Raw genomic sequence first — 25,928 nt, 5'->3', positions numbered from 1 at the left:
GTCGCCTCTCAGCCTCCGAGCTTGATTCGCGGGTCGATGAAGCCGTAGCAGATGTCCACGACAAGATTCAGACTCACGAGCAACGCGCTGTAGAAGACCGTGACTCCCATGATCGTCGTGTAGTCGCGGTTCTGGATGCTCGTCACGAAGAAGGTTCCGAGCCCCGGCACACCGTAGATCTGCTCCACGACGAAGCTTCCGGTAAGGATTCCCGCCGCGAGCGGACCGAGGTACGTCACGACCGGGATCACGGCGTTCCTGAGCGCGTGGATGTAGACGACCGTACGTTCGCGCAGTCCTTTGGAACGGGCGGTCCGGATATAGTCCTGCTGGATGACCTCGAGCATGCTCGACCTGGTCAGGCGCGAAATGAATGCCGTCGGGTACCCGGCGAGCGTGATCGCCGGAAGGATCGCCGTCGAGATCCCCTCCCAGAAGCCCACCGTCACGATTCCAAGCCGGTACGCGAAGATGTAGACCATCAGGGTCGCGATCACGTAGTTCGGGATCGTGATGCCGAGCGTCGCCACGACCATGGCGCTCTTGTCCTGCCACCCGCCGCGCCTGAGCGCCGAGACAATCCCCGCCGGAACGCCGACGCCGAGAGCGATCAGGATCGCAAGCGACCCGATGAGAAGCGATATCGGAAAGCTGTTGCGTATGAGGTCGTTGACCGACATTCCCTCGTACCTGAAGGACGGTCCGAGATCGAAGCGTGCGAGACTCTGAAGATAGTGAAAGTACTGGACGTGGATGGGATCGTTCATGTGGTAGCGTTCGAGAACCTTCGTGAGAATCTGGGGGGGGATCGCTTTCTCGTCGGTAAAAGGACCGCCCGGGATGGCGCGCATCAGGAAGAACGTGAGCGTGATGACGACGAACAAGGTGACGGCGCTGGTCCAGATACGCTGAAAGATATACCGGCTCATTTCGATCTCCTTCCGGGAACAGAATGAATCCGAAATACAAGTTTATTATAGCCTTTTCGCTATCCGGATCAACTGTATCCTTTTATGTATCCAAAATTACGGGCAACAGAGTTGCATCTATGCGCCTCTTCTGCTAGTATTGTGAACACAATCACCTTCAATTAAGGAGGGATCGCAGTGTTTTCGCCAAAGATTCGAGTGGTCCAGTACGGGTGCGGAAAGATGGGGCGCGTGTTCCTCAGGTATCTTTACGAGAACGGAGCGGAGATCGTCGGAGCGATCGACAGCAATCCCGCCGTCGTCGGAAGGGACGCGGGCGAAGTCGCCGGGCTCGGTTTCCGTCTCAACGTCCCAATACGGAGCGACGCGCGCGAAGTCTTCGAGGAGTGCGACGCCGACGCCTGCATCGTCGCGGTCGCCAGTCTCATGACCGATATGTACGCGCACCTGGAGATCCCCGTGAGCTACGGCGTCAGCACGATCACGACCTGCGAGGAGGCCTTCTACCCGTGGACGACGTCTCCGTCGCTCACGAACCGGCTCGACCGGCTCGCCAAGGAGATGGGCTGCACCGTCACGGGGTGCGGCTACCAGGATGTCTTCTGGGGCAACCTGATTTCGGTCCTCGCCGGAGCCACGCATAAAATAACGCGCATCGAGGGCGTGACGAGCTATAACGTCGAGGATTACGGCATCGCGCTCGCGAAGGTCCACGGCTCGGGCCTGTCGATGGCGGACTTCGACCGGGACATCGCGCGCAACGATTCGCTGCCGTCCTACGTGTGGAACTCGAACGAATGGCTCTGCTCGCAGCTCGGCTTCACGATCAAATCGATGAAGCAGAAGCTCGTCCCCACGACGGCGAACGTCACGCTTCACTCGACGACGCTCGGGATGGACATCCCGCAGGGGCACGCAACGGGGATGTCGGCGGTCGTCACGACCGAGACCTTCCAGGGGCCGGTCATCGAGACGCAGTGCGTCGGCAAGGTCTACGCCCCCGGCGAGACGGACTGCAACGACTGGACGATCCTCGGCGAGCCGGACACGACCGTGAAGATCGCCTGCCCCGCAACGGTCGAACTGACGTGCGCGACGATCGTCAACCGGATTCCGCAGCTTCTGAACGCCCCGACGGGCTACGTCACGACCGAGAAGCTGCCGCCGGCGAAGTACCTCGCCTACCCGATGGAGCACTACCTCGAAGAGTAGCTTTCATCTGTCAGGATGACCGTGATACAACAGGGAACGACGCGGGACGCAAAAAAACAGCTTGCGTCCCGCGTCTTTTTTCGTACCATATGATATGGATCGTGACGGTTGTACGCGTCCGTCGTCCGAATATCCGGAACACGAGGGAGAGGGGAAAGATGAAGGCCAGATCCACCGCAGTGCTTGCCGTGTGCGCCATGCTCTTCGCAGGATGCGTCGCCGCCGTTCCCTGCGGCGCCCAAACGGCCGCCGTTTTCCCGGAGAAATGCGTTGTCGCGGCCGGGGCGACCGAACTGGACATCGCCGCGCTGTTCGACAGATGGAACGAGGCGCTCAGGTCCGGGGATCCGGAGAAGGTCGCCAACCTGTACGCCGAACGGTCGATCCTCCTGCCGACGCTCTCGAACACGCCCCGCCTCACGCGCGGAGAAAAGGTCGACTACTTCCGCCACTTTCTCGAGCGTCGGCCGTCCGGAGAGATCGTCATGCGACAGATTTCGATCGGAGCCGACATCGCCGTCGACACCGGCCTGTACACGTTCCACTACGCGACGACGGGCGAAAGCGTGCGGGCGCGCTACAGCTTCACCTACCGCTGGAACGGCGACAACTGGCGCATCGTCAGCCACCACTCGTCCGTCATGCCGGAGAAATAGGCGGGTAGCATCGGAAAAACGGAAGACGATGAACCTTTCGGCGCTTGTAACGGAGACATTACATTCCAAGCAGGCTTAGCTGGGGAATGGCACGGATTGGAGGGTGGAATAATGTTGCAGCGGCTTCGCATTCAAAATTTCAAGATCTGGAAGGACACCTCGGATATCCGGATGGCTCCGATTACGCTGTTTTTCGGGGCTAACAGCTCGGGGAAGTCGAGCATCGGGCAGTTCCTGATGATGCTCAAACAGACCGTGGAGTCTCCCGACAGAAAGGCCGTCTTCTACCCCGGAGGGAGGAACACGGCCGTACAGCTCGGTTCGTATCAGGACATCGTCTTTCATCACGATCCCAAAAAAGATCGCGTTCGAATATCAATGGGACGTGCCCGAGACGCTCAGATTCAGGGATGCGAAGACTAGCACCCAGTTTTCGGGAAACGCCGTGTCTTTCAACGGCGAAATCGGACTGGACGAAAAGGACCAACATTCGTTGATCGTCGATCATTTTTCGTACCGGCTTCTGCAAAAGGACAGTATGGTCCTGTTCGTCGGAATGCACCGGAACTCCGGCGCCAAGGCCGAATACAAGGTTGAGTTCGAGGACTACCAACTCAAACGGAATCCCGGGCGTGCGTGGAATCCCGGAGCGCCGGTCCGGTTCTACGGATTTCCGGACGAAGTCGTCGCCTATTATCAGAACGCGGACTTCGTCCAGGAGCTGAACCTGCGGCATGAAATGCTGTTCCGTTCTCTCAGCTATCTGGGGCCGCTGCGAACAAAGGCTGAACGATTGTATTCCTGGACGGGGATCGAACCGGAGAGCGTCGGGTACGCCGGTGAACATACCGTCGCCGCCATCCTGGCGGCCAAAAAGCGGAGAATCAACTTTGGTCCGAAACGTCCCACTTTTCCATTCGAAGGTGTTATAGCCAGAAAACTGAAGGAAATGGAATTGATCGAGGAATTCAGAGTCAACCCGATCTCGGAGCAGCGTCAGGAATACGAGGTCAAGGTTCGCACAAAGGGTTCTCCGGACTTTGTGGATCTTCCCGATGTGGGATTCGGTATCTCACAGGTGCTGCCCGTACTCGTTCAGTGCTTCTACGCCCCCAGCAACTCCATCATCCTCATGGAACAGCCGGAGATCCATTTGCACCCCCGGGCGCAGTCGCTTCTGGCGGACGCCATGATCGACGTCATCAACTCGCGGGAAAACGGCAAACCGCGCAACATCCAGATGATCATTGAGACACATTCGGAACACTTTCTTCGCCGCCTTCAAAGACGTATTGCGGAGGACGCAGTCCCCCAGGAAAAGGTGGCGGCGTATTTCGCCAACGTGTCGCAGCATCCGGCAACGCTGGAACACTTGGAAATCGACGAGTTTGGACGTATCAGGAACTGGCCGGAAAATTTCTTCGGCGATGAAATGGAAGATATCACGGAACAATCAAAAACTGCGATGGGAAAACGCATGGAGCGGAATGAGAAGAAAGAGAGTTCCGCAGAATGAGCAAATGCGTCGTCGATACGAACGTGCCTTTGGTTGCAAACCGTGCGCTGGACAGTGGAAGAAGCTGGCCGAATGGCTGGCTCCGAAGGTCGACGCTCTTTTCGAACAGCTGACGGACCGGTTCATTCTTTTCGGAGAATGGTGTTATGCGCGGCACACGGTCGCCTATGACAGGTTGCCCGACTGGTTTCTCGGTTTTGACGCATACGACAGGGAAGCGGCCCGCTTCTTCTCCGCGGCGCGAAGAAACGATCTGCTGAAAAAAGCGGGGATAATTCCCGTTCCGCAAGTCGCCAGAGGCCGGTTTACCATCGACGAGTTGAGCGGACTCCTGACGCGGTCGCGTTTCGGCGACAGACCGGCCGAAGGCCTGTATCTCCGGTCCGACGAGGGCGACTGGCTCGCAAGAAGAGCCAAGCTGGTTCGCCCGGCGTTCATCCAGTCTATCGAAGAACACTGGTCGCATTCGGGCATCACGGCGAACCGACTGAAAGCCTTCTGACCTTCAGTCGCGCCGGTCGATCTCGGGGACCGAGTCGTCGGAGACATAAGCACCGATCTTTTTCGGCGCTTACTCCTTCCGCAGATAGACGCTGTCGCACTCGATCGTGGCCTTGAGGGCGAAGCCGTGACGTTCGAGCAGACGCCGGATCGGCACGGTGTGCATGTTGTTTTCCACCGTGATCGCGCGGATCGGCACGGAGAAGTCGAATGTCGCGAGGATCTCGTATTCGCTGCCCTCCGTGTCGATCGAGAGGAAGTCCACATGATCGATCCCGAAGCGGCGCAGGAGGTCCTTCAGCGTCACGGATTCGACGTCGATGAAGTCGGAGTGCTTCCCCGAACGTTCGATGCGGCGCAACGTCCGGTCGTTATAGGCGTCTTCGATGCCGCTCATCGCGCTCGCGGCGCCCTCGACCGCCCGGAAGCGCACCGTGCCGTTCGCCGCGCCGATGCATCCGCGGAACAGGTTGCACGTGCGATTCCTTCGGAGTTCCTCGAATACGGCGGGGTGCGGCTCCACGGCGAGCCCGGTCCAGCCGAGCTCTTTTTCCATGTGGTACGTGTTGCTCAGCTCGACGCCGTCGTAGGCGCCGACGTCGACGAAGACGCCGCCGCGCATGTTTCCGAGCAGGTCGAGGACGTAGGCGTCCTGTCCATACTGGCTGTAGAAGCCCTTCGGCGCGGGGATCCGCTTCATGAACAACTTCGAGACGATCAGTTCGGCGATGCTTCGCACCCGGAACCACCCCTCGGGGAACGTATTTTTCGGAATGCGTCAAAGTTTTCCAAAGTTCGCTCGCTTCGGTTGAAGCGGCAGCATTGTACCACACGGCGATTGTCCCGGCGGGCTCGGTCGCGAAGAAACGAAAAGACGACGGATTCCGGCGTGCGGCGAGGGCCCCGGAACTGCGCCCAGGGGCCCTCGCCATGCGTTCAAAACGGATAGGAATCCGCTGTTTCAGCGCAGAACGTTTTTCAGGACGACGGTCTTGACCTGCGTGACTTCGTCGAGCGTGCAGGCGATGCCCTCGTTGCCGATGCCGCTCATCTTGTAGCCGCCGAAGGGCATTTCGCAGGAACGGAAGAAACTGCATCCGTTGACGACCACGCCGCCGCACTCCATGGCGCGCGCGACTTTCATCGCCCGGTTGATGTTCCCTGAGAAAACGTTGCCCGAGAGCCCGAAGCTCGACGCGTTCGCGATGTCGACGGCCTCTTCGTCCGTGTCGAAGCCGATGATCGGAATGACCGGGCCGAAGATCTCCATATCCACGGCGACGTCCATCGTCCGCGTGACGTCCGCGAGAACGGTCGGCGCGTAGAAGGCTCCCTTGCGCACGCCGCCCGCGACGATTTTCGCGCCCTGCGCGACCGTCTTCGCGACCTGCTCTTCGACGGTTTTCGCGGCCTTTTCGCTGATGAGGCACCCGACCGTCGTCTTCTCGTCGGCGGGGTCGCCCTGGACGAGCGTTTTGAGTCGCGCGACGATCTTTTCGGTGAATTCCTTCTTCACGGAGTTATGGATCAGGAAGCGCTTGCTCGCGCAGCAGACCTGGCCCGTGTTGTAGGTGCGGCCGAAGATCGTCTCCTCGACCGCGAGGTCGACGTCGCCGTCTTCGAGGACGATGAAGGCGTCGTTGCCGCCGAGTTCGAGCGCGCAGGGCGTCAGGTTCGCGGCGGCGGAGCGCATCGTCTCGATGCCGACCACCGTGCTGCCGGTCAGGCTGATGACGCCGATTCCGGGGTTCGCACAGAGCCGGCTGCCGACGGTGGATCCGGGGCCGGTGACGATTTCGATCGCGCCGTCCGGAACGCCCGCCTCGATCAGCAGTTCGCAGAGCCGGATCAGCGTGAGCGGGTTCTCGGTCGAGGGCTTCACGATGGCAGCGTTGCCCGCGATGAGCGCAGGGGCGATCTTCTGTCCGAACAGGTCCACCGGGAAGTTGAACGGAATGACGCACGCCACGACGCCCACAGGCTCCCGGACCGTTATCTGGAGCGTCGCCTCGGTTCCGGGCTCCGTTCCGGCGGGGATGGCCTCGCCGTACAGGTGCTTCGCCTTTTCCACGAATCCCTCGAACAGCGCGGGAATGTTGCCGATCTCCGCCCGGGCCTCGCGAATGGGTTTGCCCGTCTCGCGCGAGAGCAAGGATGCAAGCTCTTCCTTCTTCGACAGCGCGATCTCGACGAAACGGCGCAGAATCCGTCCGCGCTCGTGGAGCGGAACCGCGCCCCAGACTTTCTGTCCCGCTATCGCCTTCGCGACCGCTTCGTCGACATCTTCCGCCGCGGCGTTCGGGACCGTATCGACGACGGTTCCGTCCGCCGGGTTGATGACGTCGATCGTCGCGCCGCCGCGCGCGTCGACTTTCTTTCCTCCGATGATCATCTTCGCCATTTTCAAAACACCTCCGTGTTCGTTTCGCCGCTATTTCCCGAGCAGCATGAACGAGAGCATCAGACCGCCGCAGCCGTTGGCCGAGCCCTTCTCGAATCCGTATTCGCCGAACGTGAAGACGCCGATGTACGGAAGGCCTCTCGCGCTCTTCTTCAATTGTTCGGAGACCTCGCCGATGCGATCTCCGATGCCGCCCCGCCGTCCGCCGCAGTGAACGGCGATCAGCGCGCCCGGTTCGCCCGCAAGGCGCTCGCGGCAGACGCCGACCGCATCACCGACGGAGCCGACGAGTTCGTCGACTGTGGCCTCCATGAGTTCGACGGAACACCCTTCGACGAGGTTGTTGCCGACGTTGATGCTCATGTCCGGGTTGCCGCCCATGGGATGCCGGATCCATACGTGTTTCGCGTCCACGAGGTCGCGCTGCCCCAACGGATTCGTGATCGTCCGGAAGAGCAGATTCGCCCCCATCAGTGTGTCGGGAGAATTCCCGAGCCATCCGGCGACGACTTCGAGCGCCGGTTTTCCGTCGATTTCGCGCAGCACGCGTTTGTTATCGACCTTCGTCACGATGCCGCGCTTTCCGGTCGGTCGGTAGGCCCCGGTGTAGCGGTTTCCGAACGGCTTGTTCCAGAAGAACGCGACCGCGACGCCCGAGGGCATGGCTTTCTGTCCGTAGACATGCCACTTTCCGGTCAGGTCGTTGTCCGCCGCGCTTCCCCCGAAGAACGGGATCCGGCCGACGACCTCCTGGATTCCCGCAAGGTACGATTCCTCCTCGCCCGGAGGCGCGACCATGTAGAACCAGTCGGGATCGTCCGTCCGCCCGGAATTCCGCAGCGCCGCTTCCGCAACGCTGTGTCCGGCCTTGCGGGGACATTCGCCGCGCTCTCCGGAGGCGACGCCGACGGTCATCGACGGATCCTCGATCGCCATGACCCCCGCGAACCCGTCGGCTCCTCCGACGAAACCTTCGGGCGTGAGAACGCCGGTGAACGAACTGCACCCCAGAAACGGGACGCCGCCGAGACCTTCCTTGACGCCGGAGAGAAATTCCTCCGCGTCGTACCCTGCGCTGCCGTAGACGAACGCGACGCTTCCGTTCAGCCCCCGCGACGCCTTTTCCGCAGCTTCCCTGCCCGCCCGGCGCGCATCCGCCGCGACGCTTGACCCAACTTGCGCCTTCAGCATTTTCTGTCCCCCTCCTCGTAGTTCGTGACTCGTGAAGCTTCGATGCCCCATCTGAAACACACTGGAAGAGATCCGGTCGACGCCGTACAATAGGACGAAAGTCACATAATCCGACGCTATTCGTCACAATACTGATGCAATTTTATTCCGTTTATTTTTTCCCGTAAATTACGCACATTTTTGTAAGCAGGGAACAATTTTGTACCCTTCGACGGATCACGGGGAGAAACGGGGGGAAAACAGATGCCTTCGACGTTGCGGGACGATCTGCGGAAAAAGCTCGCGAACGGGGAATTCCACTGCGAAAAGGAACTGACGATGTCCATCATCAGCGGGAAGTACAAGGTCGTGATCCTGTGGCATCTGGGGCACGACGGCCCCATGCGCTACGGAGAGATCCACCGGCTCTTCCGCGAGATCAGCAACCGGATCCTCACGAAACAGCTCCGCGAGCTGGAGCAGGACGACATCGTCGACCGGACGATCTATCCCGAGTCGCCGCCGCACGTGGAGTACCGGCTGACGGACCGGGGCCGGACGCTCGTTCCCGTCGTCGACGTGATTTACGGGTGGGGATGCGCGAACATCGACTTCTACAGACGGAATATGTGACCGGCGCGAACCGTCAGGCGTTGCCGCGCCGTTCGATCCGCCTCCGGATCAGCCGGACGATGCCGGACACGTCCGTGACGACGCTCCAGGCGAGCACGAGATAGGGGATGCCGAGGATCGCCGAGGTCCAGATCATCAGCGCCGGTCCTTTGAAGAAGAGCAGCGCGGGCGTCAGGACCAGGAAGATCAGAATGATTCCGTAACGCGCCCGGATCGGCGGACGGCGCTCTTCTTTCCGCGCGGTGTCCGCGATCCGGAGGAAGCAGAAGATGAACAGAATGTCCGCGGCGCTGCACATCATGTTCGTGGCGACCTCGAACGTTCCGAGAAGTCCGCGGATGCCCTCCCATCGGGCGATCCACAGGTAGAAGACGTCAAGCAGCGAAGTCATGTTCCCCCGCCTCCCGCCGCAGGTTGCGCCACAGCAGCAGCGCGATCACGCCCATGCTCCCCTCCAGAACGAGATAGAGTCCGTTGACGATCCGGAAGTAGAACAGGCAGAGGAACTCCCACTCGAGCGGGTTCAGCCCGTACCGCCGCGTCACGGAGAGCGCGCCGCCGAACCAGAGTGCGTAGAGGATCAGGCAGCCGGTCGTCCACCAGAATGCGAAGCGCGCGCCGGCGGCTCCGGGATCCGCGCCCCGCACGGCGTGGAGCCGGTAGATCCGCCACTCGAACGACACGAGGCCGCCGTCGAGGATCAGCATGACCGTGCACAGGAATTGCCAGACCAGCGAGGGTGAGTTGTTCGAGTGCGGATGGACGGGCGGCAGGATCCAGAGGTCCGCAGCCGCGAGCGCGATGAGTGCGGCAAGCAGCGCGATCTGCTGCACGACGAAGCGACGCAGGTCGCGAGGGCGCTCTTCCGGGGCGCCGGCAGGCCGGACATTTTCCAGCAGGGTTCCGCGCAGATCATAGCAGGCCCATTTGGCGCAGCACAGGCACGTCTGCTGGACGAACACCCAGAAGAGCGCCATGGCGAAGCTGAACAGACGATAGGTCACGAACATCCGCCCCCTTCATCACGCCCGGCGACCGGTTCGCGCCCGTCGTTCCGGGGAATCAGCGACGCGCACGACGGATCGCAGCGTTTCCACCACTCCCGGGCGCTTCGGAAAGACCGCGTCGCGTAGCAGTACGAGCAGCCGAAAAGACACGTGTCGTATTCGCCGATGTCCCGGCTCGGAGCGCACCGGCACGCATGTCGCTGCCCCGGGTCCTTCGCCGCGGACGGCGGAAGCGACACGCCGCCGGTGAGCCTTCCGATCAGATCGGCGTCGATGCACGCGCCCGGAAGAATGCCGCTGTCCGCGCATATCAGCGGTTCGGCGCACGAACGAAGCTCCATTCCGGCTTCCCCGGCCGATTCGCGGAGCGAGCGCAGCATCGGTCGGATGTCCACGCCCTCCGGAACTTCGCCCGGAAAGAGCGACCGGGCCCCGTCAGCGCATCGCGCGACATGCGGCTCGCAGTCCGGGCCGAGCGCCCGAAGCCTCCGGGCCGCCGCGGCGTAGGGATCGTACAGGCTCAGGACGCATCGCCGCGTCGCGCCCGAAAGCGCCGACGACAGGCGCCGGAATGTTGCGATGTGCCATTCCGGCGGGGTCCGGCCCGTCAGCAGGATCGGGTCGTAGCGCCAGACGACGCGATCCGGACCGATCCGGTCGGCCAGTTCCCGGAAGGTCCGTACGGCGTTTTCGGGCGGGGGAACGTGCGGCTCGAAGACACCGGGCAATCCCGTGAGGGTGACCTGAACGTAAAACCTGTGCCCCATCCGTTCGATTTCCGGAATATGCGGCGTCAGCGGCGCGAAGTTCCTCGTCCAGAAGACGATGCAGCGCACGCCTTCCGGCGAGAGGTCCACCCGCGACAGCACACGCGGATTCCTCGGGTTGCGCGCATCGCATCGCCCCGCACGAAGACGGGCCATCATCCAGTCGGCGTAGAATGCCGGGATGTCCGTCCGGCGCGACGCGCTGACGATCATGTCTGGGCCGGGGGCGTTCACTTCGGAACTCGTTCGGCCCGCATCTCGACGATTCTGCGCCCGTTTCCGTACATGAAGAGGACGATGCGCAGGCTGTTGTTCCCCTCGTCGGGCCGCATCCGCACCCACAGCGGCATCGTCCGCCCGGAAAGCCAGATTTTCCCCCGGTAATGCCCTCCCCACCAGGTGAAGTCGATCGCAAAGCGGCCGGGCAGGACCGATATTCCGCGAAGCGAATCGAACCCGCCGAGTCTGAGGTCGAACATCCGATCCTCGTCCGTCCCCCGGATGACTCCCGCGGGGTCTTTCAGGATCCACCGCCCGACGAGCGGCCGGATGATTTTCAGCGTGTCGGGTGAAAGCGACACGTGGCTTCCGGCGTCTTCGTAGGCGTTGAGGACCACGAACCCGGCTCCGAGCAGAAGCAGCACGCCGACGAGCCCGCCCAGCGCAACGCGCGTCTTCTCCCGCGGCGCCCCGTCCGAATCGTCGCCCCCGTCGTCGGCGTCGTCCTCCGGAGCTACGGAACCGTCCGTCGCCGGGACGTTCCCGCGGGGGATCCCCGCGATCGCGCCGACGAGAAACAGGAAGACGTACAATCCTGAGTCGAGGAACGTGAAGCCGCGCCACCAGCCTCCCGTCAGCATCCCGGAATAGTTGCGGAAGTTGCCGACGCCGTAGAAGGGCTCCCTGATGAACCCCGAGGACACTTCGCCGAGCCATTCGAGCGGTCCCTCGAACGGGGCCGCCTGCATGAATCCCATCGTCAACAGCGTCGCGGACGTGAAGACGCACGCCGCAGCGATGCCGAAGAAGAACCGCTGACCGACGGACAGATATTCCGGGGAATCGTTCCTCCCGAGCCATCCCGCCGCGTAGCCGGTCGCGAGACCGATCGCCATCCCCTGAATCCCCGGCAGGAAGGGCATTCCTCCCCTGAGAATCCCGACCACGACGCCGAACGCCGCGCTCAGTCCAAGAACCGGGATAAATCGCCACAACAGCCATTCGGGAGCCCGCATCGCGTGATCTTCCGATCTCATCGGCTTCACCTCCGGACATGTCTCACAGTGTCCCGATGCAAGTATCATACCTCTGCGCGAACGCGCGGGAACAGTCCCGAAAAAAAGAGCCCCTTCGCGCGCTGATGCGGAAGGGGCTCTCGGCTCGCAAACGTCTAGTCGAGTTCGGCGACGACGTCGATCTCGACGAGGATGCCGCCGAGCAGTGCGCTTCCGACGGTCGTCCGCACCGGGAAGGGCGCCGTGAAGAATTCCTTGTACACGGCGTTGAACGCCTGGAAGTCGTCAAGATTCGCGAGGTGAACCGTGCTCTTCACGACGTGGTCCATCGTCGCGCCGCCCGCCGCGAGGATGTTTTTGATGTTCGTCATCACCTGGCGCGTCTGCGCCTCGATCCCTTCGGGCGTCGTCTTCGTCGCGGGATTGCGGGGCCCTTGTCCCGAAACGTACACCCTGTTGCCGATCACGAGCCCCTGCGAGTACGGCCCGATCGGGTCCGGGGATTTGTCGGTCCTGATTTCCTTCTTCATGTCGATCACTCCTCCTCTGTCGCAGCGTATGACGTATTTTTTTCTTTTCTTTCCCAGTTTATAATAATTGAAGGGGAGCAGAGCGTCAACGTCATCCGCTCCCTGTGCGCCGAAGGAGGCGGACTCGTGATGGGGATCAGGAAGTGCGACATTCTGGGACATATCGAACGGCTCGGCGTGGTGGGAATCGTACGGACGAAAGATGCCGGCGTAGGCGTCGCTTCCGGCGAAGCGATGTTCCGGGGCGGCGTGACGGCCGTCGAGGTTTCGACGACCTACCCGGGGGCGCTCGAAATCCTCGCGGAAGTCGGACGGCGCTGCCGCGCGCTGCCGAACGGGAAGGATCTCGCCATCGGCGTGGGAACGGTGGCGGACGCGGAGACGGCGCGTCTCTGCATCCTGAACGGCGCGGAGTTCATCGTCTCGCATTGCCTCAGCGAGGACGTGGCCCGGACCTGCAACCGCTACGGCGTGGCCTACATGCCCGGCGTCGGGACCGTGACGGAGCTCGTTCGCGCGATGGAACTCGGCGCCGAGGTCGTCAAGGAATTTCCGGGGGATGTCCTCGGGCCGAAGTTCATCAAGGCCGTCCACGGCCCGGTTCCATGGGCGAAAATCATGCCGATCGGGGGCGTCTCGCCGGAAAACCTCGGAGAGTGGTTCGCGGCCGGAGCCTTCGCGGTCGGCCTCGGAACCGCCCTCATGAAGCCGAAGGGTGTCGAGGGAGACATCGACGCAGTGCGCGAGGCGTCCGAACGCATCGTCGCGCGCATCGCGGAAATCCGGGCGAACCGGGACTGAGGACCGTCCCATGGCTCGCGTGGAATCGCTCGAACTGTTCAAAGTCCCTCCGCGCTGGCTGTTCCTGAAGATCACGACCGACGAATCGGAATTGCGATCGACGAGGCGGTCGTCCGCGAATGGGCGGGCGTCGGACACTCGTGGAAAAACCCGGTCTGGAGGAACGCGGACGGTTCCGTGACCGAGTGGTGAGCCGCCCGTACCGGGGCGGAAGGGAGCGAATCGTGAAATCAGGAGTTTCGCAGAAGGGAACCTGGCTCCATCGTCTCGCGGTGCGCCTTCTCACTGTCGTCCTCGCCGTGCTCGTCTTCTGGGTCCTCGATTTTCTCGTCGGGGACATCCGCACGATCCGGGGCCCCGATTTCGCCTCGATCGAAAAGGTGCATATCGCCCCGGATCTGATCGCGCATCGCGACGAACTGGCGCGGCGGATCTCGGACGTCGCGCGACGGATCGAGAGCGCAACCGAAAAGCAGCGTATCGTGGGCGACAGTTCGAGGAATCTCCAGCAAACGATCACGCAGCTTCTCGAACTCCGGAAGCTCGGGATCCAGAAGAGCGCGACGGTCTCTGAGGCCGAGCAGGAGAACGTTTCGACGGGCCTGAACGTCTTCCTCGAAAACCAGCGGAGATACCAGGAACTCGGTCAGGACGTGTCGGACCTTATCGAACGGCGTCAGTCACTCATTGCCGAAAAGGAGGAGACCGAAAGAAAGATCGGGGCGCAGCGCGCCCCTGCTCAAGAGGAGTACGACGCGCTCATGCAGGCGCACCGCATGAAGCTGGCTTTACTGCAACTCGCGCTTCTCCTGCCGGTTCTCGCCGTCGCGGCGTACGTCATTCTGGGAAAGCGTTCAGGGATTTATTTCCCGGTTTCGCTCGCATTCGGCGCCGCGACGCTCGTCATGATCGCCCGCGTCGTCCACGAATACTTCCCGAGCAGACTTTTCAAGTATATCTTCGTCGGCGGCCTCGTGATCGTCGTCACGAGAATTCTCGTCCACTTCATCCGGACGATCGCGTTCCCGAAGGCGCAGTGGATCATCCGGCAGTACCGCGAGGGGTACGAGCGCTTCCTCTGTCCGGTCTGCGACTACCCCATCCGGGTCGGCCCGCGACGTTTCCTGTTCTGGACGCGGAGGACGGTCAACAGGGCTGTCGTTCCGGACGAACGGAGCGCTCAGGAAGAGCCCTATGTCTGTCCATCGTGCGGCAGCGTCCTCTTCGACGAGTGCCCCTCCTGCCATGGGATTCGCCACGCTCTTCTGCCATATTGCATCCATTGCGGCGCGTCGAAGGAGGTCGCGGAGAGGGCGGAAGACGGGTGTGGGGGTACATAGCGGAAGCGATGCGCTCCGTGGGGCGCATCGCTCTCGTCGCGTACGCGTGCCTTTTCCTGTTCGCGTGGTTTCTTTCGGACAGGATCATCTTCCAACCGCATCCGTCGTCGTATGCGGACGGGGCGCCGTACCTGAAGATTCCGGTGCCCGGCGGCGGAACCGTCGCCGTCAGGCATATCGTCGTTCCCGGCGCGGATTTCACGATCCTCTTCAGCCACGGAAACGCCGAGGACCTCGGAAACATCTCCCCCGCCCTGTCCGCGTTCGCGTCGCGGGGGTTTTCCGTCGCGGCGTACGACTACAGCGGATACGGCGCGAGCTCCGGACGCCCCTCCGAACGGGCCGCATACGCGAACATCCGCGCGGTGTACGATTACCTTCGCTTCGAGCAGGGAGTCGCGCCCGAACGGATCGTCGCGTTCGGGCGCTCCGTCGGATCGGGGCCGAGCGTCGAACTGGCGCTCCGCGAACCCATCGGAGGACTCGTCCTCGAGAGCGCGTTCGTCTCCGCGTTCCGGGTGCTGACCATCCTTCCCATACTTCCGTTCGACCGTTTCGACAACATCCGGAAGATACCTTCGGTGAGATGTCCGATCCTGTTCATCCACGGCCGTCGTGACGGAATCGTCCCGTTTCCCCACGGCCCGGCCCTTTACAACCGCGCACGTTCCCCGAAAATGTGCCTCTGGGTTCCCGGCGCGGGGCACAACGACGTCATGACGACGGCAGGGGGCGCCTACTGGGAGGCTCTTCTGGTGTTCGCCCGACGCGTCCGCGCTACAGACCGAGAACGTTCGGGAGCCACGTCACCGTCCACGGAAGGTAGGTGACAATCGCGAGCGTGGCGAGCAGGGGGATCATCATGATCGCGAGGTCGTGAAGCATCTCCCGGAGCGTCGTCTTCGCGATGCCGCACGACACGAAGAGGCAGACCCCGAGAGGGGGCGTGCACATCCCGATCGTGAGGTTCACGGCCACGACCACGCCGAAGTGGACGAGGTCGATGTTGAAGGCCTTCACGAGCGGCAGGAAGAGCGGCACGAAGATCGTCAGGGCGCTGATCGTGTCGATGAATGTTCCCGCCACGAGAAGGACGACGTTCATCAGGAGCAGGGCCGTCCACTGGGAATGCACGATCTGCAGCAACACCTGCGTGACCTGCTGCGGGATCATCTTCACGGTCATGAACCAGATGAACAGGCTCGCGGTCATCAGAACCGTCAGGATGACCCCGTTCATGATCGCCGCGTCGATGAACGCATCGACGATGTTCCGCCAGGTCAGTTCGCGGTAGACGAGCCCGCCGATCAGAAGCGCGTAGGCGACCGCAATTCCGGCCGATTCGGTCGGCGTGAAGATTCCGAAGACGATGCCGCCGATGATGATGAACGGCATGAACAGCGCGAGAATCGCGTCCTTGAGTCCGGCCCACAACTCCGCGCGGCTCGACCGCGTCTCGCGGCCGACGTAGCCGCGCTTTTTGCTGACGATGTAGTTCACGATCATGAGCGCGATTCCCATGATGATCCCCGGGACGACGCCGCCCATGAAGAGCTTCGCGATCGACGCGCTCACCATGACGCCGTAGACCACGAGCGGAATGCTCGGCGGTATGATCGGTCCGATGGACCCGGCGCAGGCCACGAGCGAGGCCGTGTATTCCCTCGAGTATCCCTTCGAGACCATGACGCCGATGAGGAGTCCGCCGATGGCGGCGGTCGCCGCGATCGCCGACCCCGTGACGGCCGCGAAGATCATCGACGCCACGATCGTGACCATTCCGAGGCCACCCGGCCAGTGTCCGACGAGCGACTCCGAGAACGACGTGATCCGCCGCGAGATGCCGCCGACGGCCATGAGATTGCCCGCCAGGATGAAGAGCGGAATCGCGATCAGCGCGAAGTTGTCGACGCCCGTGAACATCCGCTGGACGATGACCTCCATCGGAATCGAGCCGCCGGAGAGCCCGACGAGCGTGACGAACCCCAGCGAGAACGCGATCGGGACGCCGAGGAAAAAGACTCCGAAAAGTCCGAAGATCCAGCTCACGCGGCGTCGCCTCCCTTCCGGGGAGAGCTGAAGACCGACCGGTACGTATCGACGACGAGGAAGACGATCATGACGGAGACGCAGAGCGGGATGATCGCGTAGACATAGCTCATCGGGAACATGAGATAGGGGGTGTACTGATCGGCGTTCGCCGTGATGAAGCGGAAGCTGTACCAGAAGACGGAAGCGAGGAAGACCGTCACGATGACGTTGGAGACGATGTCGAGCTTCGCCCGGACGGCCTCCGGCAGGGCGTGGACGACGACGTCGATGTTCAGGTGGGCCTTCTTGAGAACGCCGACCGCCATTCCGAGAAAGACCGAATAGACGAAGAAGATCCGGATGACGTCTGTGGACCACGGCATCGCCATCTGGAAGACGTAGCGCTGGATAACCTGCGCGAATGTCACGAGGAAAACAACGGCCAGGCACGCCCCGGAGAGAACGGACAGGACCGTCTGCACTTTTTTCACGTCACTCACCCCTGCGGGCGGACGCCCCCCGCACGAGAACGATCGGGGGCGTCCGCAAAGTCACTTCCCGTTACTTGGCTGCGGCGACCTCGTCCTTGATCATCTGGACGAGCTTTTCCGGGACCGTATCGGCGAGAACCTTGTGGATATCCGCCGTGGCCTTCGCGAACGCTTCCTTGTCCGGATTTTCCTCGATCACGACGCCGGCCTTTCTGATGATCTCGAAACGCTCTTTGTCCTTATCCGCGAGCGTCTGGCGCTGATAGGCGGCCGCGTCGGCGGCCGCCTTCAGGATGATGGCCTGATATTTCGGATCGAGCCCGCCGAACCACTTCGGGTTCGCGACGACGAGCGCCGGTTCATAGGTGTGGCCCGTGAGGGAGAGATACTTCTGTACCTCGTAGAATTTCATCGAGTAGATCGTCGCGATGGGGTTCTCCTGCCCGTCGACGACCTTCTGCTGGAGCGCCGAGTAGAGTTCGCCGAACGGGATGGGCGTCGCGACCGCGCCGAGGCGGTTCATGAATTCGATCCAGATCTTGGATTCCTGAACCCGGATCTTCAGCCCCTTCATATCCGCGGGAACCTTCACGGGGCGCGTGTTGTTCGTCATATTCCGGAAGCCGACCTCCCAGAACGCGAGGTTCCGGAAACCCTTCGCCGCCATGATGTTCGAGATTTCTTTACCGCCGTCGCCGTCGAGAACCGCGTACACCTTTTCGCGGGACGGGAACAGGAACGGAATTCCGAACAGCTGGAGTTCGGGAACGAATCCCGCGAGGTTTCCGGCGGCGACGGAGGCGATTTCGATCGTCCCCATCCTTACGCCTTCGGCGAGATCGCGCTCGCCGCCGAGCTGAGCCTGCGGGAAGATCGTGACCTTCAGTTCCCCCTTTGACTCCGCCTCGACGAGTTTCTTGAACTGCTCCGCGCCGATCTGGTACTGGTGCTCGAGACTTCCCGAATGCCCGAACTTGATCTCGATCGCCGCCATCGCCGGGACCGAGAACACCGCGGCACATGCCGCCGCTGTTGCCAATACGCCAAGTGCTCTTCCGAAACGCATTTCCCTACCCCTCCTGTCTCAGTGTGGACTACAGATCGTATACTTCCGGAGCCCGATCGGCGAATACCGGAAGGTACTTCCTCACCTCGCCCGACTTCGCGGGGTCGATCGTGACGAACGCGACCTCTTCGCCCCTCCCCGCCTCGAAGAGAACCTCGCCCCACGGAGACACGACGAGCGACCCTCCGCCGAAGACCGTTCCGCGCGTCTCCCCGCAGCGGTTGCACGCCACGACGAACATCTGGTTCTCGATCGCCCGCGCGATGGTGAGCGCCCGCCAGTGCGCGGCGCGAACGAGCGGCCACTCGGCGCTCACGAACAGTACTTCCGTCCCCTTGAGCGCGTAGGTGCGCAGAAGCTCGCAGAAACGGATGTCGTAACAGACGACGCATCCCGCCTTCGTCTCACCGAGATCGAAGAGCCCGAGCCCCGATCCCGGAGTGATGTGGAGATGCTCGTCCATGAGGCGGATCAGGTGGACCTTGTCGTACTGCGTCACGAGCTCGCCTGACGGATTCACGACCTGCGCCCGGTTGAAGAACTTTCCGCCCGACGACGCAAGGACGGAGCCGCCCGTGAACCAGACGTCGTACTTCCTCGCGAGCTCCCCGAGGAATTCGGCGGCGCTTCGCCCCTCGGGGTCCGCGACCGTCTTCGCCCGTTCGAGGTCGTACCCGACGTCCCAGATCTCGGGGATCACGATCGCGGTGGGATGCTCCGACGGCGTCAGACTCCGTTCGAGATGCGCCTCGAGGTTCCGGCGGTTCGCCTCGCGGTCGCCGACGCGGATATCGATCTGTACGATGCCGACCCGCAACATCGCCAACCCCCCCTAGTTCCTGTCCGGAAGGATCCGGACCGAATACTCGTGACGGATGCAGCGGCCGAGAACCGGGTCGCGGAGTTCGATCAAGAAAGCCTCTCCGTATACGATGTCGCCGCCGATGACGGGGAGCGTTCCCGAAAGAAGCGCGACGCGCGCTCCGGTCGGAACGTCAGTCCCCGTCCGTTCCCCGGCGAGCTCGAAAAGCTTCTCCGGAGGCAGCAGCCGAGCGAGCGTCCCCTGCTGATAGAGCGCCCAGCCATGTCTGCGCCCCTGCCGCGTGACGGGGCGGACACTGCACGTCAGCTCGAGAGCGTCCCAGTGGTCCCTGATGTCCGACACGTTCCAGAAGCACGGCCCGATCACCTTGGGGCAGATCTGCTTCGCCTTCGCGACGGAAACCGTTTCGAGCTGCCGGTCCGTATGGTCCGACGCAACGGTCACGCACATGTTTCCGACCTCGTCCCTCGCGAGAAAGACTTCGATCTCGCCGGATGTCTTTTCACCGACCGCCGTGATCTCCGTCGTGCAGGAGACGAGGTCCGGCGTCACCCAGTACATGCTTGGGATCGTCGACGGCACCGGGACGCCGATCGCCCGGAGCTCCTCGATATGCGCCCTGACCGCATCCTGATCCCGCCCCGCATATCCCACCGCGACGCACGCGTCGAACGACAGGTATGCGCGCTTCGCGTCGCCGTTTGAGCGCAAAACCACAGATTCGATCTTCATTCCCGTCACAGTTCCTCCTTCCCGCCGGAGTCCGCCGCCGTAAGCGACGCTCCGGACGTTCCTTCCGTTTCTCCGCTATCCCCGAATCGCGTCCATGTTCATTTCCGTGACGCGAGCCATCAGACGCCGCTCGGTGTCGTCGAGATGCGCGGTCATCGCCTCGCGCGATCCCCTTCGGAGCCTTCGCCGGACCGCTTCGACGATCCGTTCGTGTTCGCCGGTGACGGTATCGTAGCGCCGCTCGTCGTGTCCCATCGCCAGAATGCCGAGCCAGACGACGTCTTCGCTTAGCGTCTTCCACATCCGCGAAAGGCGGGTGTTGTGGAGCGCGTCGAAGAAGACCGCGTGAAACGCCTGATCCGCCGTGATGAACGAGTACAGATCCCCCCGCGACGCTCCCATGACGGCCATCGCCTCGTCGAGCTTCCACGGAAGCGACGCCGCGATCCCCAGGGAAAACGCGAGATCGATCGCCGCAGGCTCGATCATCCGCCGGGCCTGGAAGACTTCGCCGAAGTCGGAGATCGTGACCTCGCGGACCTGGATGTTGCGCCGCGCGTTGATCCTGAGCCAGCCCTCCTGTGCAAGGCGCTGGATGGCCTCGCGGACCGGCGTCCGGCTGACCTCGAGATCCTCCGCGAGAGCGCGCTCCGTCAGCAGCGTCCCCGGCTGATACTTCAACGACAGGATTCGGGTCTTCAGCTGCGCGTAGATCACGTTCGAAATCTTCCTGACTTGCGCCTGACCTTCCGCGCGAGAATCGGACGCGGTCGTCCCGTCGTCCGGTCGCGACGCGGCAGACTCCCGGCGTTTCACCGGCACGGAATCATTCCCTCCCGCCTCAGGGTCCGCAAAAGGCGTCACCGCTCGCGTTGCCCCGTCACTGCCGTTTGAGGAGCGAACAGGACGGGTCGAGAGGCTTCGCGGGATCCTGGTAGCGCGTCTCGAAACAGAGACACGACACGGGAATCTCGTACGGCCCGTGGACCATTCCGACGGGTCTGCACGCGTAATATCCCGCGGGGGCCGTCAGGTTCTTCGCCGTGTCGACCATGTATCCTTCGAGGATGAACACTTCCTCGCAGAAGTCGTGAACCTGCGTCTTCGGGATCGTCACTCCCGATCCGAAGCGCACGAGCCGCGTCAGATTCCCCGTTTCCGGATCGAGAGCGAGAATCTTCTCGAAGATGCCCTCCGAGGCCCCCTCGACCTGCCGCCATTGCCCCATCGGCACGGTGTCGCTGAACTCGATCGTCGGTTTCGCCATTCGCCTCACGTCCCTCCTCGGTGATGGTCCAAAACGGAATTCCCCGCCCGGACTTCCACGGCGACGCTTCACCGGAGAAAACGTCGCTCTATTCCTTGCTTGTATATGGCATTCCAGATCGTCATCTGGTATGCCACAAGCCTAAACGACTTTCCCCCGAGCGTCAAGCGAGCGTCACGCGAACGTCCCGGAGGACGGCCGTTCACGATACGGTCAGAACGCTTTCTCCATGTCCACCGGGCGCGATTCTCCAGCGAATTCCGGCGAGCCGTCCGAGAAAGCGTTCGTCGTGGCTCACGAGAAGCAGGGCGCACGGACACGACGCGAGCGCGCCTTCCAGCAGCTCGACTGCCGGCAGGTCGAGATGATTTGTCGGCTCGTCCATGACGATAAGGTGCGGAGACCGTGTCACGCCGAACGCGAGAAGAAGCTTTCGGACCTCTCCGGGGCTCTGCTCCAGATGCCCGATGATCTGCTCCGGCCGGGACCCGAGACAGCTCATCACCGTCATCAGGAGCCCCTTCAGATGCGTCGGGAGCGCCGCGATTCTCGAGGCGAGCTCCGCTGTTTCCTTCAGATCGACCTCCTGCGACATGTAGAGGACCCTTTGGGAGGAGAGGGTCACGTTTTCGAGGATTCGCCGCACGAGCGTGCTCTTTCCTCCGCCATTCGGTCCGCTCAGCGCAATGCGGTCCCGCGGCCCGATTTCAAGGTCAGGAAAGGCGAGCGTTTTCCCACCCCCGAGCTGGATCGTTCCCGCGCGCATCCGGAGGAGCGCGTTCCGGCACGAGTGCGAGTCGGGCAGCCAGAAGTTCATGTCATACCGTTTGACCGGGCGCTCCTCACGCAACGCCTGCACGGCTTGCCGAAGACGCCCGTCGAGCTGGCTCGCGAGACGTCCGGCGTGGCCATCGGCTCCCGAAACGCGCGCTGCATTGATCTTCGCCCTGCCGTCACTGTCGTGCAGTGCGAGTCCGCGCTTGGAGCAGCGACGATCGGCCGCGCTCGCCTCCGCGCGGCGACGCCGCTGCTCCGCCTCGATCCGCAGGACGTCTCTCTGACGCCGCTGGTACGCCTCCGCCGCGCGCGATTCGTCGAGAGCGCGCTGTTCCGAGGCGCGCGTATACCCTCCCCGGAAGACGAGATGCCGGGGTGGGTCGAGAAAGACGCACCAACCGCACAGGTCGTCGAGCAGACTCCGATCGTGGCTCACGAGGATTCCGACGCCGCGATGGCGCGCGAGCGCGTCCCGAAGCAGCGATCGGACCTCCGCGTCGACGTGGTTCGTCGGTTCGTCGAGGAGCAGGACGTCCGGGACGCTTCGAAGCGCCGCGGCGATCTGCGCGCGCTTTCGCTCTCCGTGGCTGAGCGTCGTCCAGCGGTTCTCCCAGTCCCCCCCGATCCCGAGGGCGGCACGCAGGCGAAGCGCTTCGGCATCCCGCGAACGCAGGAGCTCCCCGAGATCGTCTGGAGGCGCGTCGGTCCGCTGTTCGCAGAGGACGATCCTCCGCGGACGGATGATGCGCCCCTCCGTCGGTTCGAGAAGACCGGCGGCGAGGTAAAGCAGGGTTGTCTTGCCGGAGCCGTTCGCTCCGACGACGCCGCTCCACCCGGCGTGAAAATCGGCGTTGAATTGTCGAAACAGCGGTTGAGCCGAAAGGTCGTATCGGAAAGTTACGTTGCGAAAGAGAAGCGACACGGAAACCTCCAGTCCGTCCCCTTCACGGGGACTCGGGCAGGGCGCCCCGCCCTCCGGAACGCCGAAACGACATGCGTCCGCGACGCGACGATCCCGCCGCACGGACGGAAGATTGCGCGAAGATCGCGGCGATACAGATTGTTGGGAGATTTTCGTTTCGGAACGAACTGGAAGGGGGGACACGCAGAACAGACGGCTCTCTGACGCGAAAGCCGCGGAAAAAGGGACGACGGATTCTGCCTGTGTCCGGTCTAGCTTCGGCGCATCGGCGCGGTCTCCTGTACACACGAGAGGGTTCGTTCCCGGACCTCCGGGAACGAACCGATCCTACCCCCCCGGCGCTGAGACGTCAAGACGACGAATTGCCTCGCAAAAAATCCAAACGAAAGAGGAATGTTGCCTCACGTATGAATCCAAACGAACTACGATTCCCTGTAGGGTGGAGACCCGAAGGGGAAAACCGAGGGGGCCGTCTGACCTTCTCAGGAATTGACGGACGCAGAAGTGTCCGGAAAATGAAGGAGAAAACGACGAGGGTGTTTTAGGTGGAGGAAAAGCGGCAACGCCACTACGATGCGGAATTCAAGAAAGAAGTACTGAAGATGACGATGGAAGGCAAGTCGGTCGTTGACGTGGCGCGGGATCTTGGGATATTGCCGGAGCGCATCTACAAATAACGACGGGACGAAAAGCGCCAGATAGGTACAGTGGCGTTCGCGTCTGCGGGAGGCATGGCGCTGATGCCGGAAGAAGAACTTGGAGCCCTCCGGAAGGAACTTGAGACAACAAAACGAAACCGTCTTGTCGAAGAGATCCGGAAGCTTCACGAGGAAAGCGGCCGGGGGTACTCGATCGTGCCGAACATCCTGAACAGGGACTTCGAGTCGTCTGAACCGAACCGGAAATGGGTCTCCGACATCACCTACATCGCGACGGGAGAGGGATGGCTGTACCTGGCAGCGATCATGGACCTGGCGTCGAGAAGCATCGTGGGATGGGCGACAAGCGCGAACATAGACACGGCGCTCGTGAAGAAAGCGCTCGACCGGGCCGTGGCGAACAGGAAACCGCCGGTCGGGCTGATCCTGCACACGGACCGTGGGAGTCAGTACGCGGGGTATGAATACAGGAAAGCGCTCTGGAGAAACGGGATCATCTGTTCGATGAGCCGGAAGGGGAACTGCTGGGACAATGCGCCGATGGAAAGCTTCTTCGGGACATCGAAGAAGGAATGCGTCCACAGGGGAGAACACCGGACGCATGACGAAGCGAGGACGGACCTCTTCAGGCATATAGAAATGTTCTACAACAGAAAGCGGCTTCATTCGGGATTGGGGTACAAGGCCCCGGAGGGCTGCGAAAAAGAAAGGCAACGGGCGTAAATCTGTGTCCGGAGTTTCTGCGGAAGGTCAGTGCGTGCGGAATTTGGGGAATCATGTAGAATAGAACCTATGCAGACTAGAAAAGTTCTATTAGGATAATTTATGAAAGGGGTTTTTTTATGAGCAGAAATAATGAAAAAACACCACACCTAGTTCAATATCAAGGCTCGAAAAGACTTCTGGCTTCTAGCATTCTTCAGTATATGCCTAATACATTTGAACGTCTTGTCGAACCGTTTTCTGGCATGGCTGCAATTACGATTGCTGTAGCACAAGAGAAGAGAGCTTCCGCATATCACATTAACGACATAAATGGTCCACTAGTTTCTTTATTAAAAGAAGTTATAATTTCACCTGAAAATTTGGTATTACGCTATGAAAAACTATGGAAAGAACAGTTTGTATTCGCAGAAGGACATATTCAGCATTTCTATAAAGTGCGTGAAGATTTTAATAACGGAGATGAGTCTCCGGAGAAGATGCTCTACCTATTAGCCCGTTGTGTAAAAGGTTCTGTGCGATATGGAAAGACTGGAAAATTTAATCAATCACCAGATAAAAGAAGACACGGGGTCAATCCAAAGAACATTGCTAAAAGTGCATATTCAATATCTTGTTTGTTAAGAGATAAGTCGAGCTTTTCTTCAAAAGATTATAGAGAGATATTCGAAATGGTGCGTCCTGGTGATTTGCTATATATAGACCCTCCATATCAAGGTGTAACAAATACTAGGGATAATAGATATTTTGCTGGTATTTCATACGAGGATTTTGTAACGGCTATTGATACTCTGAACAAGAAAAGTATAGATTTTTTAATAAGCTATGATGGCGAATGCGGTGGAAAGTCTTACGGTATGGAATTACCAAAATACTTAGGATGCCAAAAGATGTTATTAAATGCTGGACTTTCAAGCCAAGGAACACTATTAGGAAAACAACAAACGACGTATGAAGCTTTATACATTAGCAAAAACTTGCAGCGATACATAAGACCTCGGCAGTTAGCATTGGATGATGTGGTATGAGTGATTATACTCAAGAATTTTTAGACTTTCTTAATTCTATACAAAGTAAGCGTCCTAAAACTGTCATTCAACATATCTTGGACCATGGGCATGTTACCTCGCAAGAGTTAAAAGATAAATATGGTTATAATCATCCCCCACGTGCTGCTCGTGATGTGAGAGAACAAGGTGTTCCACTAGATACTTTTTATGTAACAGGGACGGATGGAAGACGTGTGGCAGCCTATAGATTTGGGAATCAAAATGATTTAGGTAATACGCTGGCAAAAGCGTTAGGCAGAACAGCACTTTCAAAAGCAATAAAAGATGCCTTGATTGAAAAGTATGGTCCGAGGTGTTTTATTTATCTCGAAACAATAAGTAGCAACCTTTTGCAGGTGGATCATAGAATCCCGTATGAAATAGGTGGTAATCAGGACGAAGAAAATATAGAAATATATATGCTATTAAGCCCTTCGGCAAATCGCGCAAAATCTTGGGCTTGTGAGCACTGCCGGAATTGGTTGGAGAAGGACTATGATTTTTGCGTGAAGTGTTTCTGGGCGCATCCAGAGAACTATGAACATGTTGCAGGACGCTTTGAAAAGATAATCTCCATTGTTTTTTCAGGTGACGAGATATATGATTATAATGAGTTAATTAAGCTTGCTGGGTCTAGTGCAGCACAAACAACAATAAAAAAAATTATACACGAGTATCTGAAATAGGGGT

The 25,928-nt window shown here is 60.7% G+C and carries 30 protein-coding genes; 13 read left to right on the top strand and 17 right to left on the bottom strand.

The window, feature by feature from the left end; all coding sequences use genetic code 11:
- Nucleotides 1-8: 8 nt before the first annotated feature.
- Entirely contained in the window at nucleotides 9-929 is a 921-nt protein-coding gene (locus ACZ5IU_RS10100; protein WP_464416876.1) for an ABC transporter permease, read from the bottom strand.
- A gap of 177 nt (nucleotides 930-1,106) precedes the next feature.
- Between ACZ5IU_RS10100 and ACZ5IU_RS10095 the strand changes: the two genes are divergently transcribed.
- The 5 genes from ACZ5IU_RS10095 to ACZ5IU_RS10075 all read left to right on the top strand — a co-directional run bounded on the left by ACZ5IU_RS10095 (nucleotide 1,107) and on the right by ACZ5IU_RS10075 (nucleotide 4,815).
- Entirely contained in the window at nucleotides 1,107-2,141 is a 1,035-nt protein-coding gene (locus tag ACZ5IU_RS10095) for an NAD(P)H-dependent amine dehydrogenase family protein (RefSeq protein WP_464416874.1), read from the top strand.
- Nucleotides 2,142-2,299: 158 nt separating this feature from the next.
- Nucleotides 2,300-2,797, top strand: a complete 498-nt coding sequence (locus tag ACZ5IU_RS10090) for an SgcJ/EcaC family oxidoreductase (protein WP_464416872.1) — start codon at nucleotides 2,300-2,302, stop codon at nucleotides 2,795-2,797.
- 111 nt (nucleotides 2,798-2,908) lie between these two features.
- Nucleotides 2,909-3,220, top strand: a complete 312-nt coding sequence (locus ACZ5IU_RS10085) for an AAA family ATPase (RefSeq protein ID WP_464416870.1) — start codon at nucleotides 2,909-2,911, stop codon at nucleotides 3,218-3,220.
- Between the two features lie 316 nt (nucleotides 3,221-3,536).
- Nucleotides 3,537-4,313: an AAA family ATPase gene (locus tag ACZ5IU_RS10080; protein WP_464416868.1), complete on the top strand. Its 777-nt coding sequence runs from the start codon at nucleotides 3,537-3,539 to the stop codon at nucleotides 4,311-4,313.
- A gap of 4 nt (nucleotides 4,314-4,317) precedes the next feature.
- Nucleotides 4,318-4,815, top strand: coding sequence for an RNA ligase family protein (locus ACZ5IU_RS10075; RefSeq protein ID WP_464416866.1), 498 nt, complete (start codon nucleotides 4,318-4,320; stop codon nucleotides 4,813-4,815).
- 69 nt (nucleotides 4,816-4,884) lie between these two features.
- On the opposite strand, the gene ACZ5IU_RS10070 is transcribed toward ACZ5IU_RS10075, so the two are convergent.
- The 3 genes from ACZ5IU_RS10070 to ACZ5IU_RS10060 all read right to left on the bottom strand — a co-directional run bounded on the left by ACZ5IU_RS10070 (nucleotide 4,885) and on the right by ACZ5IU_RS10060 (nucleotide 8,406).
- The gene (locus tag ACZ5IU_RS10070; RefSeq protein WP_464416864.1) at nucleotides 4,885-5,553 is read right to left on the bottom strand and encodes an FkbM family methyltransferase; all 669 of its coding nucleotides are present in this window, start codon (nucleotides 5,551-5,553) and stop codon (nucleotides 4,885-4,887) included.
- Between the two features lie 222 nt (nucleotides 5,554-5,775).
- Nucleotides 5,776-7,215, bottom strand: coding sequence for an aldehyde dehydrogenase family protein (locus ACZ5IU_RS10065; protein ID WP_464416862.1), 1,440 nt, complete (start codon nucleotides 7,213-7,215; stop codon nucleotides 5,776-5,778).
- A 30-nt stretch (nucleotides 7,216-7,245) separates the two neighbouring features.
- Nucleotides 7,246-8,406, bottom strand: a complete 1,161-nt coding sequence (locus ACZ5IU_RS10060) for an FIST signal transduction protein (protein ID WP_464416860.1) — start codon at nucleotides 8,404-8,406, stop codon at nucleotides 7,246-7,248.
- Between the two features lie 243 nt (nucleotides 8,407-8,649).
- Between ACZ5IU_RS10060 and ACZ5IU_RS10055 the strand changes: the two genes are divergently transcribed.
- A complete protein-coding gene (locus tag ACZ5IU_RS10055; RefSeq protein WP_464416858.1) occupies nucleotides 8,650-9,018 on the top strand; it encodes a winged helix-turn-helix transcriptional regulator in 369 nt (122 codons plus the stop codon).
- 13 nt (nucleotides 9,019-9,031) lie between these two features.
- Here ACZ5IU_RS10055 and ACZ5IU_RS10050 read toward each other — a convergent pair whose 3' ends face one another.
- The 5 genes from ACZ5IU_RS10050 to ACZ5IU_RS10030 form a co-directional block, all read right to left on the bottom strand.
- Nucleotides 9,032-9,409, bottom strand: coding sequence for a hypothetical protein (locus ACZ5IU_RS10050; RefSeq protein ID WP_464416856.1), 378 nt, complete (start codon nucleotides 9,407-9,409; stop codon nucleotides 9,032-9,034).
- Nucleotides 9,393-10,022 carry a hypothetical protein gene (locus ACZ5IU_RS10045; protein ID WP_464416854.1) on the bottom strand — a complete coding sequence of 210 codons (630 nt, stop codon included), beginning with the start codon at nucleotides 10,020-10,022 and terminating at the stop codon, nucleotides 9,393-9,395. The genes ACZ5IU_RS10050 and ACZ5IU_RS10045 overlap by 17 nt, the downstream gene beginning before the upstream one ends.
- Nucleotides 10,019-11,026: a DUF1848 domain-containing protein gene (locus ACZ5IU_RS10040; protein ID WP_464416852.1), complete on the bottom strand. Its 1,008-nt coding sequence runs from the start codon at nucleotides 11,024-11,026 to the stop codon at nucleotides 10,019-10,021. Before ACZ5IU_RS10040 ends, ACZ5IU_RS10045 begins: the two co-directional genes overlap by 4 nt.
- The gene (locus tag ACZ5IU_RS10035) at nucleotides 11,023-12,048 is read right to left on the bottom strand and encodes a hypothetical protein (protein ID WP_464416850.1); all 1,026 of its coding nucleotides are present in this window, start codon (nucleotides 12,046-12,048) and stop codon (nucleotides 11,023-11,025) included. The genes ACZ5IU_RS10040 and ACZ5IU_RS10035 overlap by 4 nt, the downstream gene beginning before the upstream one ends.
- A gap of 134 nt (nucleotides 12,049-12,182) precedes the next feature.
- On the bottom strand, nucleotides 12,183-12,557 hold the full coding sequence (locus tag ACZ5IU_RS10030) for a RidA family protein (RefSeq protein WP_464416848.1): 375 nt from the start codon (nucleotides 12,555-12,557) through the stop codon (nucleotides 12,183-12,185).
- Between the two features lie 129 nt (nucleotides 12,558-12,686).
- Here ACZ5IU_RS10030 and ACZ5IU_RS10025 point away from each other — a divergent pair, with 129 nt between their 5' ends.
- From ACZ5IU_RS10025 to ACZ5IU_RS10015, 3 genes are all read left to right on the top strand, one after another.
- Nucleotides 12,687-13,358, top strand: coding sequence for a beta/alpha barrel domain-containing protein (locus ACZ5IU_RS10025; RefSeq protein WP_464416846.1), 672 nt, complete (start codon nucleotides 12,687-12,689; stop codon nucleotides 13,356-13,358).
- 224 nt (nucleotides 13,359-13,582) lie between these two features.
- Entirely contained in the window at nucleotides 13,583-14,698 is a 1,116-nt protein-coding gene (locus tag ACZ5IU_RS10020; RefSeq protein ID WP_464416844.1) for a hypothetical protein, read from the top strand.
- Nucleotides 14,683-15,528: an alpha/beta hydrolase gene (locus ACZ5IU_RS10015; protein WP_464416842.1), complete on the top strand. Its 846-nt coding sequence runs from the start codon at nucleotides 14,683-14,685 to the stop codon at nucleotides 15,526-15,528. The genes ACZ5IU_RS10020 and ACZ5IU_RS10015 overlap by 16 nt, the downstream gene beginning before the upstream one ends.
- Here the strand turns inward: ACZ5IU_RS10015 and ACZ5IU_RS10010 are convergent.
- The 8 genes from ACZ5IU_RS10010 to ACZ5IU_RS09975 all read right to left on the bottom strand — a co-directional run bounded on the left by ACZ5IU_RS10010 (nucleotide 15,476) and on the right by ACZ5IU_RS09975 (nucleotide 22,807).
- Nucleotides 15,476-16,747 carry a TRAP transporter large permease gene (locus ACZ5IU_RS10010; protein WP_464416840.1) on the bottom strand — a complete coding sequence of 424 codons (1,272 nt, stop codon included), beginning with the start codon at nucleotides 16,745-16,747 and terminating at the stop codon, nucleotides 15,476-15,478. The two genes, ACZ5IU_RS10015 and ACZ5IU_RS10010, sit on opposite strands and share 53 nt — an antisense overlap.
- Nucleotides 16,744-17,220, bottom strand: a complete 477-nt coding sequence (locus tag ACZ5IU_RS10005; protein ID WP_464416838.1) for a TRAP transporter small permease — start codon at nucleotides 17,218-17,220, stop codon at nucleotides 16,744-16,746. Before ACZ5IU_RS10005 ends, ACZ5IU_RS10010 begins: the two co-directional genes overlap by 4 nt.
- A 70-nt stretch (nucleotides 17,221-17,290) precedes the next feature.
- A complete protein-coding gene (locus ACZ5IU_RS10000; RefSeq protein ID WP_464416836.1) occupies nucleotides 17,291-18,286 on the bottom strand; it encodes a TRAP transporter substrate-binding protein in 996 nt (331 codons plus the stop codon).
- A 28-nt stretch (nucleotides 18,287-18,314) separates the two neighbouring features.
- Complete coding sequence (locus ACZ5IU_RS09995) at nucleotides 18,315-19,106, bottom strand: carbon-nitrogen family hydrolase (protein WP_464416834.1); 792 nt, start codon at nucleotides 19,104-19,106, stop codon at nucleotides 18,315-18,317.
- A 12-nt stretch (nucleotides 19,107-19,118) separates the two neighbouring features.
- Nucleotides 19,119-19,841, bottom strand: coding sequence for a DUF2848 family protein (locus ACZ5IU_RS09990; RefSeq protein WP_464416832.1), 723 nt, complete (start codon nucleotides 19,839-19,841; stop codon nucleotides 19,119-19,121).
- 75 nt (nucleotides 19,842-19,916) lie between these two features.
- A complete protein-coding gene (locus tag ACZ5IU_RS09985; RefSeq protein ID WP_464416830.1) occupies nucleotides 19,917-20,663 on the bottom strand; it encodes a GntR family transcriptional regulator in 747 nt (248 codons plus the stop codon).
- 58 nt (nucleotides 20,664-20,721) lie between these two features.
- Nucleotides 20,722-21,108, bottom strand: coding sequence for a cupin domain-containing protein (locus ACZ5IU_RS09980; protein ID WP_464416828.1), 387 nt, complete (start codon nucleotides 21,106-21,108; stop codon nucleotides 20,722-20,724).
- A 202-nt stretch (nucleotides 21,109-21,310) separates the two neighbouring features.
- Nucleotides 21,311-22,807: an ATP-binding cassette domain-containing protein gene (locus ACZ5IU_RS09975; RefSeq protein ID WP_464416826.1), complete on the bottom strand. Its 1,497-nt coding sequence runs from the start codon at nucleotides 22,805-22,807 to the stop codon at nucleotides 21,311-21,313.
- Between the two features lie 545 nt (nucleotides 22,808-23,352).
- Here ACZ5IU_RS09975 and ACZ5IU_RS09970 point away from each other — a divergent pair.
- From ACZ5IU_RS09970 to ACZ5IU_RS09955, 4 genes are all read left to right on the top strand, one after another.
- Nucleotides 23,353-23,484, top strand: a complete 132-nt coding sequence (locus ACZ5IU_RS09970) for a transposase (protein WP_464416824.1) — start codon at nucleotides 23,353-23,355, stop codon at nucleotides 23,482-23,484.
- A gap of 63 nt (nucleotides 23,485-23,547) precedes the next feature.
- Nucleotides 23,548-24,189: an IS3 family transposase gene (locus tag ACZ5IU_RS09965; protein WP_464416822.1), complete on the top strand. Its 642-nt coding sequence runs from the start codon at nucleotides 23,548-23,550 to the stop codon at nucleotides 24,187-24,189.
- 119 nt (nucleotides 24,190-24,308) lie between these two features.
- Entirely contained in the window at nucleotides 24,309-25,217 is a 909-nt protein-coding gene (locus ACZ5IU_RS09960) for a Dam family site-specific DNA-(adenine-N6)-methyltransferase (RefSeq protein ID WP_464416820.1), read from the top strand.
- Nucleotides 25,214-25,924, top strand: coding sequence for an HNH endonuclease (locus tag ACZ5IU_RS09955; RefSeq protein WP_464416818.1), 711 nt, complete (start codon nucleotides 25,214-25,216; stop codon nucleotides 25,922-25,924). The genes ACZ5IU_RS09960 and ACZ5IU_RS09955 overlap by 4 nt, the downstream gene beginning before the upstream one ends.
- The last annotated feature ends 4 nt before the right edge of the window (nucleotides 25,925-25,928 follow it).

Source organism: Lactivibrio alcoholicus (assembly GCF_055390895.1).
The sequence above is the reverse complement of the archived record's forward strand: the minus strand, read 5'-3'. Positions and strand labels throughout refer to the sequence as shown.